The organism is Sediminibacterium sp. FW305-C-269 (assembly GCF_058231045.1).
The window spans coordinates 963,286-980,383 of record NZ_JBIQXQ010000002.1 but is presented as its reverse complement, the minus strand read 5'-3'; the positions used below and the strand labels follow the sequence as shown (position 1 = coordinate 980,383).

Sequence of the window (17,098 nt, the reverse complement as noted above, 5' to 3'; positions counted from 1 at the left end):
GGAAGCCGAAGTTTTATACTTACAATTTTTACATGGCCATTACACAATCACCCTTCCTGCTGTATTCAGACGGAAATGGAAATATTTTTGAAGACAATACGCTGTATGCGGTTGGTCGAGCCGGTTGGGATGCTTTTCCCATCCCCACAGAAGAATGGATAGAATTACCCGAAGGAGGTAATTTATACGAATTGCCGGGAAGGCGCGGCATTGGTATCGATGTGAAAACGGGCGACATGCGTTTGTGTGAAAAAGGATGGGCCGTTGCGGCATTCATTCCACCGGCACATACCGGCTTATATATTGCCGCCTATGAAACCTTACCCGATGCACCTACCCTTCCCCTGTTCTGCTATACGGCAGTTGGATGGTTCAACAACAAACATTATGTACCGGCAGTACGCATAGAAAAAGATATCCGCCAGGAATGTGCCGGCTATGATGACGAAAAAATAGAAACAGGCACACAGCATCTGTTAAAAGCCTATCCTGAGAACAGACTGGTGAAACACCTGATGGAGAACTGCTGTAAGACGTATCATTGCCCGGCGGCCCGTAACTTTTCACTGGGCAGATGGGAATGTCCCGTGCCCACATCACCTGCTTGTAATGCCAACTGTATTGGCTGCATCTCTTTTCAGCCGGCAGAAGAAACGATCGTATCCACACAGGACAGGCTCACGTTCAAACCACTGGCAGAAGAGATCGTTGAATTTACCGTACCGCACCTGATGAATGCACCTTTTCCGATTGTCAGTTTCGGACAGGGTTGCGAAGGGGAACCCTTACTGATGTGGGAAACCATCCGCGAAGCCATCATCGAGATCCGTAAACACACGCCAAAAGGAAGTATCAATATCAACACCAATGGCTCCAGGCCCGATGCTGTTAAAGCCCTGTGCGAAGTGGGTCTGAACAGCATACGCGTAAGCACCAACTCTGCCAGAAAACATATTTACGAACCCTATTACCGCCCCAACAATTACCGTTTCGAAGATATCATTGAGAGCCTGAAAGTGGTACGTGGTTATGGTGGTTGGACCAGTATCAATTATTTTGTGTTTCCCGGTATGACCGATACCGTAGAAGAATATGAGGCATTACGCAAACTCATTATCGATACCGATCTCTGTATGATCCAGTGGCGGAATTTCAATATCGACCCTGACTGGTACATGGGTAAGATAGGCGTACACGAAACCGGTGAAATGCTGGGTGTAAAACAGCTGATGGACCTGCTCAGGGATGAGTTTCCGAAGCTGCGTTTCGGTTATTTCAACCCCTCTATGGAAAGGATCAAAGGTGATTATGAACATGATTTTGCGGGAGGAGAACGCTACGCACAATAATCCAGTAATCATCAATCAAGCTTACAGCACCCGATCTAACCTGTATGACCATCCCCCATTCCGCAAAAGACACATACGCCGGTATTGTACTGGCAATTTTAGCGGCTGTGATCTGGTCGGGCAATTTTGTGGTGGCAAGGGGGGTGAGCGAACTGATCGGCCCTGTCAGCCTGGCTTTTCTCCGATGGCTTACGGCAACCCTGCTGATCGCTCCTTTTGCCTGGCGCCGTTTCAAAGAAGAAAAAGTAACGGTGAAGCTGCATGCAAAATATTTGTTTTGGGTAGCATTGAGTGGCATCACCATTTTCAATACCTGTATTTACATTGCAGGACATTATACTACCGCCATCAATTTGGCATTGATCGGCACCACATCCTCTCCTATTTTCGCAACGGTATTGACAGCTGTTTTTCTGAAAGACAAGCCCGGAGGACTTCGCATCACCGGTATGCTGATCTGTTTATCCGGCATCCTGCTGCTTTTGTCCCGCGGAAGCTGGCAAACACTGCAGGCTTTCCGCTTTTCAACCGGTGATCTCTGGGTGCTTACCGGGGCCATTGCGTTTGCCGCTTACAGTACATTGGTACGTAAGAAGCCAGCCGGTATCTCATCCATCAACTTCCTGTTTGTCATCTTTGCGGCGGGAACGCTACTATTATTGCCTTTTTTTATTGTTGAATGGGCAACAGCAGCACCGGCAAAATGGAACTGGTCGTTATGGGGTATTATCCTGTACCTGGGAGCCGGTGCATCTGTAACCGCATTTTTATGCTGGAACTTGTCTATACAAAAGATCGGCGCCGGCCGAACCGTCCTGTTCGGAAACCTCATACCGGTATTCAGTGTGTTGGAAGCGGTCTGGCTGCTGGGAGAGAAAATCAACAGGATCCATATCATCAGCGGCTCACTCGTGATCCTGGGATTGATACTGGCCAATACCGTTCAAAAAAATAAGGCCGGAAAATAACACAGTACTTATCTTGCCTAACCGATGGATACGCTTACCCTGATTTTATTGTGTTGTTTTGCTTTCTCTGCCGGATTTGTAGACGCCATTGTGGGCGGTGGCGGACTGATACAGACCCCCGCATCACTGGTCATGCTTCCGCAGTTTCCCGTTGCCACCGTAATCGGTTCGTTGAAGATTCCCTCCTTTACAGGTACCGCTTTTGCCACGGTGCAATACCTGCGCAAAGTATCCGTCAACTGGACGATGGCGGCCGTCATGTGCCTGCTCGCTTTTATCGCTGCTTTTGCGGGATCGGAAGTGCTGACCATGATCAGTAACCGCTACATGAAACCGGTGATTTTTGTAGTATTGATCGGCGTGGCCATCTACACCTATACCAAAAAGAATTTCGGCCTGCACACACAGAAAGACCATTCCACCCGGCGTGAATGGCTCTATGCCATACTTATCAGCCTGATCATCGGTTTTTATGACGGTTTTATCGGCCCCGGCGCCGGAAGTTTCCTGGTACTCGCCTTTATCTCCCTGCTGGGATTTGATTTTTTGCATGCCAGTGCCAATGCCAAACTGATCAACCTGGCCACCAATATGGGCTCCATCACCCTGTTCCTGCTCAAAGGGTCCATACTCTGGCAGATCGCGGTTCCAATGGCCATCTGCAATGGCATCGGCGGCATCACAGGCGCCCGTTTAGCCATCACCCGGGGCAACCGTTTCATCCGGGTATTCTTTCTCCTCGTCATCACGGCCACCCTGCTCCGTTTTGGCTACGACGCTTTTTTCAGGTAAGTCTGCTCCGTGGGTTTCGTTAAAAGGGTTAAAATCGTTAAAAGTGGTTAAATAAAGTACCACAACTCCTTTTAACTATTTTACCCCTTTTAACTATTTTAACCCTTTTAACCCTCCCCCCAACCTTAACCTTTCTTTATACCCCAAAAGTGGATTACCCGCCACCAATTGTGGTAATTTTCAACATCGGGTATTCCCTAAGCCGATACCTGTACATTTGATATGAGCAATCATTCATCCATGTCAGCCTCATTCGAGAAAGAAAAGAACCTGAAAGCATCTGCATACACAGCCATGGTTTGTGCATTGGTGTTCCTGGTATTCTTTTTCCTGCAATGGACCCTTCCACAGATACCTCCGCCCGATTTTGGCGAGGGTATTGAAGTGAACCTGGGCAACAGCGAGACCGGCGAGGGTGATATTGCACCCCAGCTGCCAGGTGAACCTTCAGCAACAGAAGACAGTAAATCCGCACCGCCCCGTTCCCAATCCGAATCTGGCAATCAACCAAAGATCCATGCGGATGAATACGATGACGGCGACGCACCTTCGCTGAATAAACCGGAAAAAGCAGTGGTAAAACCAGTAAATACACCACCTGCCAATACCCGGAAGATCAACCCTACTCCGGTAAACAGCCCAACGCCTGCCCCTCCTAAACCCAAGGCCCTGTTCAAAGGTGGTACCAGTACAGCTACCAGCGGTAACCGTGCCGACAGCTACAATGGCGTTCAGAACCAGGGAATTGCCGGTGGCAAAGGCGATCAGGGCAACCCTAACGGTAATCCCAATTCAGACAGTTACCAGGGCAATGCTGCCAGTGGTCGTGGAGGCAGCGGCGGTTCGGGCGGTGTCAGTATCCGCAGCGGGCTCGATGGCCGAAGGATCACCCGACTACCCTCTTTCGAGGATGAGTTCAACGAGAACGCCAAAGTAGCCGTAGACATCACCGTGGATAAAGCCGGGAACGTGATACAGGCCGTTGTCAACCAGCGCGGCACCACCACTACCAACCAGGCCATCCGCAATATCGCCCTGCGCAAGGCACGCAGCCTGAAACTGAACAGCGGAACTGCAGAAGAACAAACGGGTACCCTGGTATTCAATTTCAAGCTACGCGGATAAGTATTGTTGCCTAATTTGCAGCAGCATATGACTTACCAGGAAACACTTCATTATCTTTTCACGCGGCTGCCTATGTTCAGCCGTATTGGATCGGACGCTTTTAAAAAGGATCTGACCAATACCATCCGTTTGTGCGAGGCGCTGGGCAATCCGCAGAAAAAATTCAAGACCATCCATATCGCCGGTACCAATGGTAAAGGTTCTACCAGCCATATGCTGGCGGCCATTTTGCAGACAGCCGGTTACAAAACAGGGCTCTATACCTCACCTCACCTCAAGGATTTCAGGGAGCGGATCAAGATAAACGGACAGGTGTGTTCAGAAGCATTCGTTATCGATTTTACAGAACGCATCAAACCCCTGATCAATGAAATAGAACCCTCTTTTTTCGAGATCACGGTAGCCATGGCTTTTGACCATTTTGCCCAACAGGATGTTGACGTGGCAGTGATAGAAGTAGGTCTGGGCGGACGGCTCGACAGCACCAACATCATCACACCCGAACTGAGCGTGATTACCAATATCGGCTGGGACCATATGAACCTGCTGGGAGATACGCTGGAAAAGATAGCCACAGAAAAAGCCGGCATCATCAAAAAAGATATACCGGCAGTGATCGGCGAAGTGATACCTGAAACAAAGCCTGTATTTGACAGCTACGCTAAAAGTGCCCCTATCATTTACGCACAGGAAAAAAGATGGATGGCAGGATGGGATTATGAACACCACCTGCTGAAAGTGGAAGTAGTTGACAAAACCACCAACGTACACCATCACTTCCAACTGGATCTTCCGGGCATCTACCAGACCAAAAACCTGCTTACGGTGCTGGAAGCCGCACACCAGCTGCATTTGCAGGGATGGAGAACTGATACTGCCACGATACAGAAAGCCCTGCAGCATGTAAAGAAACTAACAGGCTTACATGGAAGATGGGAGCTGATACAAAACAACCCGGCCGTAATCCTGGACGTAGGACATAACGTGGATGGTGTAAAACAGATCTCCCGCCAGCTCGAACTGACCGATTACGACCACCTGCACATCATCACCGGCATGGTAAAAGACAAAGATGTGGATGCCGTACTGGCACTCTTACCACAGGACGCTACTTACTATTTTACACAGGCCCAGATACCTCGTGCACTGGACGCCGTGCCCCTGCAGCAAAAAGCAGCCAAACATCTATTGATAGGAAATACCTACCCCAATGTGAACGACGCTTTGCAGCAGGCACTTGCACATGCACATAAGAACGATCTGGTACTGGTTTGCGGAAGTGTGTTCCTCGTGGGGGAAGTAAAAAGATAAAGCACCTGTGCTATCTGCCGAGGTCATGTAACAGCACTTTATACAAACTGCAACCATCCCAGCTTCACCAGAGCGGCATAGGCAGGTCCTACCTGTACCCCATGCAGCAATCGGTTATCCCTTACCAGTTCTACGAATTCCTGCCTGGAAAAAGAAACGATGTCGATATCTTCGAACAGGTCTGGATTGGTGCTGGGTGTTGGCACGGCATTTCTGGCAAGAAAAAAATAAGCCGTATTGTTGTTTACCGCAGGATTGGGCGACGATTGCATCAGGAACTCGATATCGTCAGAAGTATATCCTGTCTCCTCCACCATTTCGCGTTTGGCAGCAGCTTTCGGATCTTCCCCTTTTTCTATCACGCCACCGGGTAATTCCAGGATCGTCTGATCGATGGGGTAACGGTATTGGCGAACCAGGATCACCCGTTCCTCGGCTGTAACCACGATCGTATTGCACCAGTTGGGAAGTTCTACCACATAATAAGGTTCAATGATCCTCCCATCAGGGAACTCGCAGCTATCGGCGCGGGCGCGGAACCAGCGGTCGTCGTAAATGTATTTCGAGGACAAGGTTTTCCACCGCATATCCCTCAGCAAATCGAGGTCTGCTGCTTTGTATTCTTTTGCCATTACCAACCTTTGCTTTCACGTAATGAATGAATATGTGCCGTATGGTGTTTCCCATGCCACGCATACATACCCAAAAGAAACCAGAGGCTCATCTTTCTGCCCTGCTCAGGATGCACCACCATCCTTTCCCAGTCTGTCTGTGTCAGGTTCCTGATGGTTGCATACCAGCGCTGGTGTAACGCATGCAGCAATGTGAGGGAAATGTTGACCGGCAATTCATTGTCGGGCAGCTGCGACCACAGTTTTTCTTCATAAGGTTTGATGGTGGGTGTCTCCTCCGTTAATGCCAGTTTGAAACGGATATACGCATTCATATGGCTATCAGCCACATGATGCACCAGTTGCTGTACCGTCCACCCGCCATCGCGGTAAGGCGTATGCAGCTGTACTGTATCCAGGTTTAGCAGGGATCGTTCCAGCTCTTCCGGCAGGAACCGGATATCCAGCAACCATTTTTCTTTTTGCTCCTGCGAAAAAGCCTGCGGCTCATATTTTCCAATGGGGTAACGGGGATCTGTTGTCATAGTATTTACAGGTATTGAAGGCTATACAGTTTCGTGAATCAATCGTCCCTTAATGCCCTTCCGGTCAAATGAATGAATACATCTTCCAGGTTGGCCTGTTTTACCTCTTTGGGTTTTTCAAAACCTCCTTCCACCAATTCATCAATCAATTTATCGGGGGTATTGATCGCTATGATCTTTCCGCTGTCGATAATGGCTACCCTGTCGCACAATACCTCTGCCTCATCCATATAATGCGTAGTGATGATCACGGTAGTGCCCTGGTTTCGGATATTACGTATCAGGTCCCAAAGATTCCTTCGTGCCTGCGGATCCAATCCGGTAGTGGGTTCATCCAGGAATATGATGCGCGGACGGTTGATGAGCGTGGTAGCAATAGAGAACCGTTGCTTCTGCCCGCCACTCAGTTCCTTGAATTTGGCTTTGGCCTTATCGCGCAGATTTACTTTATCGAGCAGGTCAAGAGGGTCTATATTCTCGTTATACAATCCTGCAAACAGGTCAATCAGTTCGCTCAGGTTCAGACTGGGATAATAACCCGATGTCTGCAACTGCACCCCGATGATCTTTTTAATATCGTTGGGTGATTTATCCAGATCGTATCCGTCCACCCGGATCTCGCCACTGGTCTTTTGGCGCAGCGTTTCCATGATCTCAAGCGTAGTGGACTTACCTGCCCCGTTTGGCCCCAGCAACCCGAATATCTCCCCTTCCTGCACCTCAAAACTGATGCCTTTGACCGCTTCAAACTCGCCGTATTTTTTGCGCAGGTTTTTTACCTGTATGATGGTTCTGCTCATGGTTTAAAATTGATACACCAGCCCGGCTTTCTGCCCGGCTACACCGATGCCAACTGCTGACTGGTTCTGTCGCTGATTGAATAAAGTTACGGCCATTTGCAGATTTCTCTGTCCCATTACTGTCAAATAACCACCTGTGAGTGTGAGACCAAAACCTCCCCCCAGCAGGGCCCAGCCCAGTCCTTTGTTATCCGTGCCCGACAACCTGCTGATCCCGATAAGTGTGGCGATGGTGCCGGTGATTCCCAATACCTGTCCCGCGATCTTATTCGACTGGTGTTTGCTCACCAGCTGGATCAGGAGGGGATCCCGTGTACGGTAGAACAGTTGCGTGAACTGGTTGCTGCCACTGAAAACCGTATCGTGGTAAATGATCGTGTTGGGTTTGGGTGCTACCAGGTAACTCATTCCTTTTTTTTCCAAACGCTGCTGGGCCGATGCACAGAAAAAGCCCGTGAGTAATACAAACAATACATAAATCCGTTTCATGATATCCTGTTAAATCCCCATAAAAGTATTCAGTTCTTCCATCATTTTACGACTGCCGATAAACAAAGGCGTCCGTTGGTGCAGTTCGGTTGGCTGTACATCGAGTATTCTTTGTTTACCGTTGGTGGCCAGTCCGCCAGCCACTTCCACAATAAACGCGAAAGGATTGGCCTCATACAGCAAGCGCAGTTTGCCCTTTGGTTTATCCAGTGTTCCCGGATACATGAAGATACCACCTTTGATGAGGTTACGGTGCACATCCGCCACCATACTGCCAATATAACGTTGTGTATAGGGACCGCCATTCTCACGGGTCTTACGCTGGCAGCCGTCGATATATTTCCGGACCGATTCTTCATACTGGAAAAAATTTCCATGGTTCACGGAATAGAACTTACCCGCATCCGGACATTTAATATCCGGATGACTCAATGAGAACTCGCCGATAGAGGGGTCAAGCGTAAAACCATTCACCCCACGGCGTGTGGCATATACGAGCATGGTGCTTGATCCATACACCACATATCCTGCTGCCACCTGTTTATTGCCCGGCTGCAGAAAATCTTCCTTGCGACAGGGTTTGCCCAATTCACTCACCCGGCGATAAACGCTGAAAATGGTTCCTATGGATACGTTCACATCAATATTACCACTGCCATCGAGGGGATCGAATAAGACCACATATTTACTGTTGTTACTGATCTCATCGTCAAACACCACAAAATCATCCAGCTCCTCACTTCCGATACCTGCACAGCTGATCCCGTGTTTCAGAACACCCATGAACTGGTTATTGGCAAAAACATCCAGTTTTTTCACATCTTCACCTTGTATATTGATGCTGCCGGCATCGCCCAGTATATCTACGAGACCGGCTTTGTTCACTTCCACATTCACGCGTTTGGCGGCCAATGCCAGGTCGCGGAGTAGCCGGCTCAATTCGCCGGTGGCTGTGGGAAACTGTCTTAACTGGGTAAGGGTGAATTCATCCAGGGTGAGGATGTTCCTGTTTACGATCATGTGGCAATCATTTCGATAAAGTTAGGGTGCGACCCCTAATTCATCTGATAAATTTTATCCATACATGATGTAAGCCATACACAATAACGGCGGTTATTTGCGGTAAAAGATCTGGGTAAAAAAAAGAATGCCTTTCGCATCCCGGTATACGCCGATACCCGTGTAAAGATAATCTCCTTCTATGTTCTTCCTGTGTCCCGGACTATTGAGCCACCCTTGCACCACTTCCCGGGCAGTGAGTTTTCCATAAGCTACATTTTCTGCAGAAGCAGAGATCCATCCCTCATTTTTCTTGATGGCTTCCATCCGGTTGTCAAATCCTTCATGACCGAAACCGGTTTTCCGGTTTGCCATATCCCGGCTGTGCCGGTAAGCCTGGTCAGAAGCAACCGTTGCCAGCTGTAAGTAGGGTTTTCCCAGTGAACGCCTGTACTGGTTGATATAATGGAGAATAGTACGTTCCATACCTGCCACCACAACAGTCTCCTTTTCGGTATTTGTCGGAACAGACCTTACCGTTTTCGGACTACAGGATAACAGGCCAATTCCTCCTGTCAGGCAACAGATCCTGAACAACCACGGGTATAGCTGCATACATTTTTTTATGCATGAAACAACAACCATACCAATTTGAATAACAAACCCCTGAGCGCTCCCAGCCGAAGCGATAATTAACCTAATTTTGCCTGACCTAAACAGAACCGGTAAGGAATGAAAGTATTTAAATTCGGCGGGGCCAGCGTTAATAGTGTAGAAAGGATCCAAAACCTGGCAGGTATTGTAAAAAGTTACCAGGACCAACCTCTTGTCATCATCATCTCTGCCATGGGCAAGACCACCAACAGCCTCGAAAAAGTAGCAGAATCCTTTTATGCAGGCAACAGGAACGAAGCCCTCAAATTGTTTGATGCGGTAAAACAGCACCACATCAATATTTCCAAATACCTGCTGGTGAAACAGTTCAACGAATGCCTGTCGCAGCTCACCGATTTCTTTACAGAAGTAGAATGGCTATTGCATGATAAACCGGTGAGGGAATATGATTACTATTACGACCAGGTGGTTTGTATCGGCGAACTGCTCAGTACTGCTATTATCAGTCATTACCTGAATGAATCCGGCATTGGCAACGAATGGCTGGATGTTCGCGACCTTTTGCGAACCGACAATACATTCCGGGATGCCTCGGTGCACTGGGATTATACCAGTGAAAGAATACGGCACACGGTTTCCCAACCCGGCATTTATCTGACGCAGGGTTTTATTGGCTGCACAGCCGATAACGAGAGCACCACACTCGGTCCTGAGGGAAGTGATTTTACAGCAGCCATTTTTGCCAATATCCTCAACGCAGAAAATCTCACCATCTGGAAAGATGTAGAAGCCGTGATGAATGCAGACCCGAAACGTTTCCCGGAAGCGCAGCCACTGCAGGAACTCAACTTCACCGAAGTGATCGAGATGGCGTATTATGGTGCGCAGGTGATCCACCCGAAAACCATCAAACCTTTGCAGAACAAAGGCATCCCTTTATACGTAAAATGTTTCCTGAATCCCGAACTGCCCGGTACCCTCATTCACAAAAAGAACAGTAAGGGACTCCCCCCCATCATCGTGATCAAGGAGAACCAGGCACTCTTGCATTTGAACAGTCAGGATTTTTCCTTTGTAGGAGAAGAACCCATGAGCTGGCTGTATACCATGTTACACAAGATCAAAACAAAGCCCAACCTGATACAGACAGGCGCCATCAACGTGCAGTTATGCATGGATTACCGTGCAGAAAAAATTGAACAACTGGCCGCTGCGGCCGCTTCCTTATTTGATGTACAGGTAGAAAAAGACCTTACGCTGTTAACGATCCGCCATTACAATACGGAAATTTTTGAGCAACTCACCAGGGGTAAAGAAATCGTATTGACCCAACGTACAGTGGATACGGTGCAGGTGCTTGTGAGGCAATGAGGCAATGATAGAATGAGTGAATGAGTGAATGTTTGTTAGAGGGGGATGTATTCCCCTTTTTTATTGACGGAGATGAGGGGGATCTTTTTAGTTTGTTCGAAATAATCGAAGACCTCTTTCAGGCGGGCTGAAAAACTTTGATAAGCAGGATCATCCTTACTGGCGCGGGCCAGGTATTCGCGGCTTTTTTCCACATTATACCGTACGGGGAAAATATGAACAGGGATGAAATCCTGTCCCTGGTCGTGGGCATAACTGGCCAGCAGGTAAACCTCCTCTATCTGGTTATTCTGGATGGGAATACATCCTACGGTCACACAACTTCCATGGATAAAGATATCATTACCCGGTTTCAGGGAATCGCTCAGTAACAGATCGGATGCATTGGGATAGTTCAGGCCCAGCGACATATGGTAACTGCTCCTGGGATTGAACTCGTTGATATAGTAAAAACCTTCCGGCACCTGGTAATCACCCTCGATACGTTTAGGACCTAATGCGCCGGACAAAGCACATACCTTATAGGTTTTGAATAATTTAAAGGGTTCATTTTTATGATTCCGTACCCATACTTCCAGTTGACTATCATACTTGAAACTGCGCACGTACATCTGTTTAACAGGCCAGGAGATATTGATGGCCGCCAACTGTTTTCTGAGGGAGTCCTCTTTCAGCTTCATGGCATTCACTACTTTCGGGAACTGGCGCTGGAAAGAAATGAACGGTCCCTGCGCATGAGCCTGCACTGCCAATACCCACAAAAGAATTACACCTGCTATCCGCTTCATGAATTCAAAAATAAGGAATGAGCCAACACAGCCAATAGGGCCGGCATAAGAATTAACGTTTCGGGAACTGTTAAAATTGTCCATGGTCCACCTGCCCGCAAGCAGACCATGGACCTGTTTACAGGTTACCCCTCAGTTCCTGCTCACGTTCAATGGCTTCGAAAAGTGCCTTGAAATTGCCTTTTCCGAAACTTTTGGCGCCTTTACGCTGTATGATCTCAAAAAACAGGGTGGGCCTGTCTTCCACCGGTTTGGTGAAGATCTGCAACAGGTACCCCTCATCGTCCCTGTCGACCAGTATGCCCAGCTCCTCCAGCGGACGCAGGTCTTCGTCAATATGTCCTACCCTGCTCAGCAGGTCAGCATAATACGAAGAAGGCACTTGCAGGAACTCCACCCCGCGGTTGCGGAGTTCAGTAACAGTCTTTACAATATCATTGGTGGCGAGTGCCACATGCTGGCAGCCTTCCCCGTCGTAATAATCCAGGTATTCCTCCACCTGCGATTTCTTCTTGCCCTCGGCCGGTTCGTTGATGGGGAATTTCACAAAACCATTGCCATTGCTCATCACTTTGCTCATCAGGGCCGAATACTCGGTAGAAATATCGTTGTCATCAAAACTCAGGATATTCCGGAAACCCATCACTTCCTCATAAAACTTCACCCAGCAGTCCATCTGGTTCCAGCCTACGTTTCCAACGCAATGGTCTACGTACAGTAACCCCGTTTCTGCAGGCTGATACAGGGTTTCCCATTTGCGGAATCCGGGCATGAATGCTCCCCGGTAATTTTTTCTTTCCACGAACAGGTGAACAGTATCTCCATAAGTGTGGATACCGCTGAGTACCAGCTCCCCATCTGCATCGGTCAGTGTTACGGGTTCCTGGTATGACCTGGCGCCCCTTGCAGTGGTCTGTTTCCAGGCATCAGCAGCATCCTCAACTTTCAGGGCCAGCATCTTTACCCCATCCCCATGTTTGTAAATATGATCGGCCATGGGGTTCTGGCTGCGTAATGGAGTAGTGAATACGAAAGTGAGTTTGTTCTGGCGGACCACATAACTGGCCCTGTCCTTCACCCCTGTCTCGGGACCTGCATAAGCCAGGCTCTGGAAGCCGAAAGCGGTTTTATAAAAATGGGCGGCCTGTTTGGCATTGCCTACATAAAATTCTACATAATCTGTTCCCTGCAAAGGCAGAAAATCTTGCGTTGCCGGTTGCGCTGTGGCGGCAGTTACAACTGTTTCCATACAAAAATTTGGGTAATGACGTAAACGTGTGGTAGTACAATAAACTGGCAGTCAGCCAGATGAAATCTGGTTAGCTACCGGCATCCATGGCCAGCGCTTCCATCAGCAGGCAGTAGCAAAAGCGCTTATCGCTGAAGATCTTGTGCGGATAATCGGGCGTCATCAGAACAAATCTAAGGAATTGGGGGGAAAGTGAGTGGTGAGTAGTGAATGGGCAATTGTGAATGATCAATAGGAACAGTCAAGGAGGCTATTCACCATTCACAATTGACCATTCACAAATACTCCCTACTCACCACTGACCACTCACGATTGAAGATTGACGATCGCCCTTTCACCATTCACTTTAATTTTTCCTTGTAACTCTTAACTCTTATTTATCTTCGTCGCCTAAGCAATTCATTATGAAAGTAGGTATCCTTGGTGGCGGACAATTGGGCAGAATGCTCTTGCAGGCAGCAGGCAACTATGTGGTGGAAACCCATGTGTTGGAAAATGACCCCAACTGTCCGGCAGCACATCTCTGCCATCATTTCACCAAAGGCGATATCACTGATTTTGACACCGTATATGCTTTTGGCAAGGGACTGGATGCCATCACCATTGAGATAGAAGCCGTGAATGTGGATGCACTGGAGAAACTGGAGGCCGAAGGCGTTACCGTCATTCCCAAACCTTCGGCGATCCGCACCATTAAGAACAAAGTGGTGCAGAAAGCATTTTACAAAGAACATGAGATACCCACTTCTCCTTTTGTCATCACCCATACCCTTGCGGAGCTGGAGCAGCAAAAGGATTTTTTACCTGCCGTACACAAGATCGGCCAGGGAGGTTACGACGGCAAAGGAGTAAGCATACTGGAATCAGAAAACGATATCAGCAATGGATTTGATGCCCCCGCCGTATTAGAAAAAAAAGTGGCCATCAAAAAAGAGATCGCCATTATCGTAGCGATGAATACCAGGGGAGAAATCACCCACTACCCTCCTGCAGAAATGATCTTCGATCCGGTATGGAACCTGCTGGATTACCAGCTCAGTCCGGCCATCCTTCCTGAAAAAACCCTCTGGCGCGCAGAAGCCATCGCTACCAAAGTGGTCAAGGAACTGCAGAGTCCCGGTCTGTTCGCGATAGAACTGTTCATCGACAAAAACGATGAAGTACTGGTGAACGAAAGTGCTCCCCGTGTTCATAACAGCGGCCATCACACCATCGAGGGCAATTATTCCAGCCAGTACGATATGCTTTGGCGGATCATTCTCGGATACCCGCTGGGTAATACAGAACCCATTCTCCCATCAGCCATCGTGAACCTATTGGGGGCAGATGGCTTTTCCGGCACCGCCATATATGAAGGATTGGAAGAAGTGATGGCCATGGACAATGTGTTCGTACACCTTTACGGCAAAACCCAAACAAAACCAGGCCGTAAAATGGGACATGTGACCATCTTACACAAAGATTACCAGGACCTCACATACAAGGCCAACAAGATCAAACACCTGCTGAAAGTAAAGGCTTAAATAGTACTGGCAGGATTGCTATAGCGGATCTTGACCACATTCAACGGCTTCAGGAAACCGATACCGATCAGGCTTTTGGTTTGCAGAGCCGGCGATTTCTTTTCGGGGCCAAATAAGCGGATATCATCGTCATAGATCATATCCAGGCTATAGGTAGCCGAAAAAAAACGGTTGATCTTGAATGAGAACAGATTAGTCATATAGAGATCAACATTCTCCGGTTTATTCTGGTAATTGGCGAACAGGTCTATCCTGCCCTTATACGTCACATTCTTGGCAATGGTATTGTTATAGTTCACTGTAGCAAAAGCACCTATCTCATTCACCGAATGCGAACCCGCCGGAATACCATACCCTCCTTTCATGGCAAGCTTATCATTCATCAGGAATATAGAACGCGAAGTAAGTGGTGAAAAGAACACAGACAGGTTCTGCGCCGCTTTCCAGTCGAAACCCACCGACAGGATTACATAGGCAGGCGACAGAAAAGAGGAAGCAAAGGTTCCGATATTGTTCGAATAAGTATATCCATCAAAAAACTGTGAACGAAAATTGAACAGAGTGGAAAGATACCATTTACCCACCGTGTCCATTTTATAACCGTATTTGCTCAGATAATCAAAACGGTCGTCGTTCTTACGGCTACCCAGGCTGGTTGACTGCACGTAGCCCATATTCACATCAATATTGTTATCCCAGCTATGCCGGTTCTTTTTGTAGAAAAAAAAGTAGTTGAAATAGCCATTGACGGTTAACGAAAAATTGTCACCGCCTGAAGCCCAGTTACTCAACGAGCCCTGGGCCAGGTTAAAGCTCATCAATCCGCCTTTTTTCCAGTTCCAGGTGCTGGTATCTGCCTCTTTTTTAATGGTTCGGGAGGTTTCGTTACGTAACCGGTTGACTACTATATCCTGCGCCTGTACTTCCAGAAAAGAACACAAAAAGAAAAAAACAATGGGGGCTTTCTTCATCTATCGGAAATTTTCCTCGCAAATCTAATGGATATCATCAATTTTAAAGGCAGGAATGCTGACAATATGACACGATGAAACACATTTTTCGTATTTTTGCACACTAAACTGTCCAGAATGGAAATATTGGAATTAGCAGGCAAAACGCATGACGAAAGCCGCCAGGGCGAGGCCTACCATCCGATTGTGAATGATCCCGCAGCTTACCAGAAATATTTTTACATAGAAAGTTATGGTTGCGCCATGAATTTCGCCGACAGCGAAGTGGTGGCATCCATCCTGAATACCGAAGGTTTTGGCGCCACCCGTAACCAGGAGGAAGCCGACCTGATCCTGATTAATACCTGCTCAATCCGCGAAAAAGCCGAACAGACCGTGAGAAAACGCCTGACGGAGTTCCGTTCGCTGAAGAAAAAGCGGCCTGGCATGCTGGTAGGCGTACTGGGTTGTATGGCGGAGCGTCTGAAATCGAAATGGCTGGAAGAAGAGAAACTGGTTGATCTGGTGGTAGGTCCCGATGCTTACCGGAGCCTGCCTTCCCTGATTGAAGAGGCCGAAACAGGACAGAAAGCCGTGAATGTACTGCTCAGCCGTGATGAGACTTATGGGGATATCGCCCCGGTCCGGCTCGACAGTAACGGCGTTTGTGCATTTGTCTCCATCATGCGGGGATGCAATAATATGTGCAGTTTCTGCGTGGTACCCTTCACCCGTGGCCGCGAACGCAGTCGCGATGCACATTCCATCCTGGAAGAAGTGACCCAGCTCTTTGCCGCCGGCTACCGGGAAGTGACCTTGCTGGGACAGAATGTAGACAGTTATTACTGGATAGATGAAAAGAACGACGATACCGTAACATTTGCCAAACTGCTTGAAAAAGTGGCGCAGGTATCTCCCCTGCTGCGGGTCCGTTTCAGCACATCCCATCCCAAGGACATTACGGATGAAGTATTGTATACCATGGCCAGACACGACAATATCTGCAAATACATACACCTGCCCGTGCAAAGCGGCAGCAACCGCATACTGCAACTGATGAACCGAACCTATACCCGCGAATGGTATATAGGCAGGGTGAACCGCATTCGCGAAATATTACCGGGATGCGGTTTGAGTACCGATATGATCTCCGGTTTCTGTACTGAAACAGAAGAAGACCACCAGGACAGTTATTCGTTGATGGAATATTGTAAATACGACCTCGCCTACATGTACTATTACAGCGAAAGACCGGGTACCCTGGCAGAGAGAAGGTATGCAGATGATGTACCGGAAGATGTGAAAAAAAGAAGACTGCAGGAGATCATTGCCCTGCACCGGATCCACTCATTGGAAAGCATGCAGCGCGATGTAAACAGGCGTTTCCAGGTACTGATAGAGGGTAACTCCAAAAAAAGCGATGATCACTGGCAGGGAAGAACCGATCACAACAAAGTGGTCATTTTCCCCAAAGAACAATACGAACTGAAAAAAGGAGATTATGTAATGGTGCATATCAACAGCTGTACAGCAGGAACCCTGTTGGGTAATGTGGACAACACCCACACAGCCTAACGCTAACCATTACTAATTACTAATTACCAATCATTAAT

Annotated in this window: 17 protein-coding genes; 8 read left to right on the top strand and 9 right to left on the bottom strand. The window is 48.1% G+C overall.

All coding sequences use genetic code 11. The annotated features are described in order from the left end of the window. Positions 1-32 precede the first annotated feature (32 nt). The 5 genes from ACH3Y6_RS09595 (at position 33) to ACH3Y6_RS09575 (ending at position 5,545) form a co-directional block, all read left to right on the top strand. Positions 33-1,349 (top strand): radical SAM family protein, encoded by a 1,317-nt coding sequence (locus tag ACH3Y6_RS09595; RefSeq protein ID WP_490835386.1) that lies wholly within the window; start codon positions 33-35, stop codon positions 1,347-1,349. Between the two features lie 44 nt (positions 1,350-1,393). Continuing rightward, positions 1,394-2,317 carry a DMT family transporter gene (locus ACH3Y6_RS09590; RefSeq protein ID WP_490835385.1) on the top strand — a complete coding sequence of 308 codons (924 nt, stop codon included), beginning with the start codon at positions 1,394-1,396 and terminating at the stop codon, positions 2,315-2,317. 24 nt (positions 2,318-2,341) lie between these two features. Next, entirely contained in the window at positions 2,342-3,109 is a 768-nt protein-coding gene (locus ACH3Y6_RS09585) for a sulfite exporter TauE/SafE family protein (protein WP_490835384.1), read from the top strand. Positions 3,110-3,349: 240 nt separating this feature from the next. Beyond that, positions 3,350-4,234 (top strand): hypothetical protein, encoded by an 885-nt coding sequence (locus ACH3Y6_RS09580; RefSeq protein ID WP_490835383.1) that lies wholly within the window; start codon positions 3,350-3,352, stop codon positions 4,232-4,234. Between the two features lie 27 nt (positions 4,235-4,261). Next, the gene (locus ACH3Y6_RS09575; RefSeq protein WP_490835382.1) at positions 4,262-5,545 is read left to right on the top strand and encodes a bifunctional folylpolyglutamate synthase/dihydrofolate synthase; all 1,284 of its coding nucleotides are present in this window, start codon (positions 4,262-4,264) and stop codon (positions 5,543-5,545) included. 38 nt (positions 5,546-5,583) lie between these two features. On the opposite strand, the gene ACH3Y6_RS09570 is transcribed toward ACH3Y6_RS09575, so the two are convergent. The 6 genes from ACH3Y6_RS09570 to ACH3Y6_RS09545 form a co-directional block, all read right to left on the bottom strand. After that, entirely contained in the window at positions 5,584-6,177 is a 594-nt protein-coding gene (locus tag ACH3Y6_RS09570; RefSeq protein ID WP_490835381.1) for an NUDIX hydrolase, read from the bottom strand. Continuing rightward, complete coding sequence (locus ACH3Y6_RS09565; RefSeq protein ID WP_490835380.1) at positions 6,177-6,701, bottom strand: YfiT family bacillithiol transferase; 525 nt, start codon at positions 6,699-6,701, stop codon at positions 6,177-6,179. The genes ACH3Y6_RS09570 and ACH3Y6_RS09565 overlap by 1 nt, the downstream gene beginning before the upstream one ends. A gap of 38 nt (positions 6,702-6,739) precedes the next feature. After that, positions 6,740-7,501 (bottom strand): ABC transporter ATP-binding protein, encoded by a 762-nt coding sequence (locus tag ACH3Y6_RS09560; protein ID WP_490835379.1) that lies wholly within the window; start codon positions 7,499-7,501, stop codon positions 6,740-6,742. A 3-nt stretch (positions 7,502-7,504) separates the two neighbouring features. Next, positions 7,505-7,990, bottom strand: a complete 486-nt coding sequence (locus tag ACH3Y6_RS09555) for a hypothetical protein (protein WP_490835378.1) — start codon at positions 7,988-7,990, stop codon at positions 7,505-7,507. 9 nt (positions 7,991-7,999) lie between these two features. Continuing rightward, the gene (fbp, locus tag ACH3Y6_RS09550) at positions 8,000-9,010 is read right to left on the bottom strand and encodes a class 1 fructose-bisphosphatase (RefSeq protein WP_490835377.1); all 1,011 of its coding nucleotides are present in this window, start codon (positions 9,008-9,010) and stop codon (positions 8,000-8,002) included. 93 nt (positions 9,011-9,103) lie between these two features. Beyond that, the gene (locus ACH3Y6_RS09545; protein ID WP_490835376.1) at positions 9,104-9,604 is read right to left on the bottom strand and encodes a CAP domain-containing protein; all 501 of its coding nucleotides are present in this window, start codon (positions 9,602-9,604) and stop codon (positions 9,104-9,106) included. A 117-nt stretch (positions 9,605-9,721) separates the two neighbouring features. On the opposite strand from ACH3Y6_RS09545, the gene ACH3Y6_RS09540 reads away from it, so the two are divergent. Continuing rightward, on the top strand, positions 9,722-10,975 hold the full coding sequence (locus tag ACH3Y6_RS09540) for an aspartate kinase (protein WP_490835375.1): 1,254 nt from the start codon (positions 9,722-9,724) through the stop codon (positions 10,973-10,975). A gap of 35 nt (positions 10,976-11,010) precedes the next feature. Here the strand turns inward: ACH3Y6_RS09540 and ACH3Y6_RS09535 are convergent, their stop codons facing one another. Together ACH3Y6_RS09535 and hppD are read right to left on the bottom strand one after the other, a co-directional pair. Next, positions 11,011-11,763, bottom strand: a complete 753-nt coding sequence (locus tag ACH3Y6_RS09535) for a L,D-transpeptidase family protein (protein ID WP_490835374.1) — start codon at positions 11,761-11,763, stop codon at positions 11,011-11,013. 118 nt (positions 11,764-11,881) lie between these two features. Then, positions 11,882-13,012 (bottom strand): 4-hydroxyphenylpyruvate dioxygenase, encoded by a 1,131-nt coding sequence (gene hppD, locus ACH3Y6_RS09530; protein ID WP_490835373.1) that lies wholly within the window; start codon positions 13,010-13,012, stop codon positions 11,882-11,884. A gap of 404 nt (positions 13,013-13,416) precedes the next feature. Here hppD and ACH3Y6_RS09525 point away from each other — a divergent pair, with 404 nt between their 5' ends. Continuing rightward, positions 13,417-14,535: a 5-(carboxyamino)imidazole ribonucleotide synthase gene (locus ACH3Y6_RS09525; RefSeq protein ID WP_490835372.1), complete on the top strand. Its 1,119-nt coding sequence runs from the start codon at positions 13,417-13,419 to the stop codon at positions 14,533-14,535. Here ACH3Y6_RS09525 and ACH3Y6_RS09520 read toward each other — a convergent pair. Beyond that, positions 14,532-15,506: a DUF3078 domain-containing protein gene (locus ACH3Y6_RS09520; RefSeq protein ID WP_490835371.1), complete on the bottom strand. Its 975-nt coding sequence runs from the start codon at positions 15,504-15,506 to the stop codon at positions 14,532-14,534. The two genes, ACH3Y6_RS09525 and ACH3Y6_RS09520, sit on opposite strands and share 4 nt — an antisense overlap. Positions 15,507-15,623: 117 nt before the next feature. Between ACH3Y6_RS09520 and miaB the strand changes: the two genes are divergently transcribed. Further along, positions 15,624-17,060, top strand: a complete 1,437-nt coding sequence (gene miaB, locus ACH3Y6_RS09515) for a tRNA (N6-isopentenyl adenosine(37)-C2)-methylthiotransferase MiaB (RefSeq protein ID WP_490835370.1) — start codon at positions 15,624-15,626, stop codon at positions 17,058-17,060. Positions 17,061-17,098 lie beyond the last annotated feature (38 nt).